This window comes from Prosthecobacter sp., assembly GCF_014879935.1.
Taxonomy (GTDB): domain Bacteria; phylum Verrucomicrobiota; class Verrucomicrobiia; order Verrucomicrobiales; family Verrucomicrobiaceae; genus Prosthecobacter.
Genome location: NZ_JACSRD010000153.1, coordinates 1 through 2,853 on the forward strand (window position 1 = coordinate 1; position 2,853 = coordinate 2,853).

A 2,853-nucleotide genomic window follows, 5' to 3' on the forward strand; every position below is an offset into this window, starting at 1 on the left:
GCGCCCCATCGCCACCGTCGTCATCGGCGGCATCCTCACCTCCACTTTCCTCACCCTGCTCGTCGTGCCTGTGCTCTACGACTGGATCGAACGAAAAACCAAACCACCAACAAACACACCATGAAAACACTGCTGAACCTCCTCATCATCGCCGCCCTCGCCAGCACGTCTGCCTTTGCCGACGCCAAAGTCAAAGCCGGTCCCCGCAAAGGGCTTCTGCTCGATCTCGGCGGCAAACAAGCCGAGTTCTTCGTCGAAAAAGACCGCAGCATCAGCATCGCCGTCTATGACGCCGCGCTGAAAGCCCAGCCCCCCAGCACCGAAGTCATCACCGCCACCGCCGAAGCCCCCAGCGGCAAGGCCAAGATCGCCTTCGAGGCCAAAGACGGCAAACTCATCTCCACCACCAAGCTCCCCGAAGGCGAAGGCTATCAAGTCGTCGTCCAGGCCCAAGCCGCCCCTGATGCCAAAAAGAAAAACTTCCGCATCAAGCTCCTCCTCTACACCTGCAAAGAGTGCAGCAACCCCGAATACGCCTGCACCTGTGCCGATCATTGAACTAGAATCCCATGGCCCGTCATGCCCGGAAATGACACCCACGACGCCCACGACTACGCCGAGCGCATCCGCGCTCGGCTCCCGAGGCGCTTGCACGGGCCAACAACCGGCTGGCATTTGGAACCGCTAAACGCGTCCCGTTTGGTCCTGCCGACGCGTCGGCGGGTCTAAACGGCTCTCATGTGTGATAGCCGGAGCGTCGGCAGAGCTGGACGAGGCCCGTTTGAGGCAGCCGACGCGTCGGCGGGGCTGGACGGCTCCCGTTTGGAGCCGCCGAGGCTCCGGCAAGGTTAAACGCGTCCCTTTTGGGGCAGCCGAGCCCTCGGCAGGGCTAAACGGCTCTCATCTGTGATAGCCGAGGCGTCGGCAGGTGTAAACGCGTCCCGTTTAACGCTGCCTTTTCGGCGGTTTGGCCTTGGGAGGCGTGCGCCAAGCCCAGGGCGGAATGGGAGCGGGAAGCGGCAGTTGACGGCACAATCACTTGGCATACTTTTTTGCCCAGTTCGTCCTTTATCACATCGGGCTGGTTGTCCGGCGGAGGGAAGAACCCACCAACCAGCGGCAACCCTTCACACACGAAATACGTGGCCAGATTCGGACAAGCATTCTTCGGCGACGGCTCACGCTTCGGGGCGCAGGACCCTCCGCGACCAACTAGAACCAAAAATATGGCTTCCAATGCCCTACCTGATAAACGCGACCGCCTTTTCGCACTCGGCGATGATATGTGCGACGGTGCCCATACCCACGAAGTGGCTATCGGGCTCAAACAAAACACCGAAGCCGTGGTGCGCCCGGCACTGGAAGCCGCCAAAGCGGCGGAATCCACCTTCGGTGCCTGCCAGGTGCTGAGGAAAAACGCGAACGCCGCCCACAACACGGCGGACAATGCGGCGAAGGTGTTCATCACGAACGCCAAGAAGCGTCTCTCGAAGTTCTTCGGCGAAGCCTACACCACCGAATGGGGTGCGGCGGGCTGGCCGAACAACTCAACCGGAATGCCCAGCACCCAGGCGGAGCGTTTCAGCCTGATCAACAGTCTGAAACTCCACTTCACCGCGAACCCGGCACATGAAAGTGTGGACATGGAGGTGACGGCGGCGCTGGCCACCACGCTGCATACCACGATCAGCAATGCCCGCACGGCGCTGGACCAAAAAGTGACGGAGAGCGGGCAGGCGAAAGCCGCCCGCGATGCGGCGGAGACGAACCTGCGCAAGCGCCTCCGTGGCATGATCACCGAGCTGGAGACCCTGCTGAGTGCGGAGGACCCGCTGTGGCATGCCTTTGGCCTCAGCCGCCCTGCGGACGAAGAAACGCCCGAAGCGCCCAGCTTTACCACAGCGACTCCGGGCGGTGCTGGCATCACCCATGTGGACTGGGATGATGCGCTGCGTGCGGACCACTACCGCGTGTGGATTCTCATCGTGGGCACGGACAATGATTTCCGTGCGGTGGAAACCGTGACCGATAGCGATGCGACCCTCAGCGGTCTGCCGAGCGGCAGCACGGTTAAGATCCAAGTAACCTCCGTGAACGGTGCGGGCGAAAGTGGACCTGGACCCATCGCTCAGATCGTCATTCCCTAAGTTCAGCGAACCAAACGGGGGGATGCAGGCGGCAAGCCTGAGTCCCCCCGTTTTTGTGACTCCACCTTTCACCTTCTTCTTTTATGCCTTTCGACCCAGCATGGCCCCAAAACGGCCAAAACATCGACGCTGACCGTTTTCGTGGTCAGTTCGCCGGAATTATCGACCTCATCGGCAGCGGCTCCGGCATCAACGCCGCGCAAGTGGACAGCACGAACACCCTGCCGCCGAGCACTCCGGCGAATGCGAGCGTGAGTGTGGTGGGGAACACGCTGCACTTCACCTTTGAAATCCCGCAGGGTCAGGAAGGCCCGATGGGCCAGCAGGGGCCGCCCTTTGCGCAGGCGGTGGTGGATGCGGTGAACACCGTGAATCCCGGCGATCCCGCTGCGGTGGGCGTGAGCTTTGATGGAACGAACGTGCGCTTCACCTTCGACATCCCGCGTGGCAATGACGGGATGAACGGCAGCAATGGGAGTGACGGCAGCCAAGGCCCGCCCGGAAACGACGGCGGCCAAGGCCCGCAAGGCAATGACGGGGCGCAGGGACCGCCCTTTGCCCAAGCCATCGTGGACAGCGTCACCACGCTGGACCCTGGCAATCCCGCGACGGTGGGCGTTAGCTTCGACGGATCAAACGTGCGCTTCACCTTCGCCATCCCACGCGGCAACGATGGCAGCAATGGAAGCGACGGCTCCCAAGGCCC

Annotated in this window: 2 protein-coding genes and 1 pseudogene; all 3 read left to right on the forward strand. The window is 62.1% G+C overall.

Translation table 11 applies throughout. The annotated features are described in order from the left end of the window. Positions 1–120 precede the first annotated feature (120 nt). Entirely contained in the window at positions 121–558 is a 438-nt protein-coding gene (locus IAE77_RS14320; RefSeq protein ID WP_294227620.1) for a hypothetical protein, read from the forward strand. 785 nt (positions 559–1,343) lie between these two features. Beyond that, entirely contained in the window at positions 1,344–2,147 is an 804-nt protein-coding gene (locus tag IAE77_RS14325) for a fibronectin type III domain-containing protein (RefSeq protein WP_294227621.1), read from the forward strand. Positions 2,148–2,230: 83 nt separating this feature from the next. After that, positions 2,231–2,853, forward strand: a pseudogene (locus IAE77_RS14330) (hypothetical protein); the annotation flags it as partial.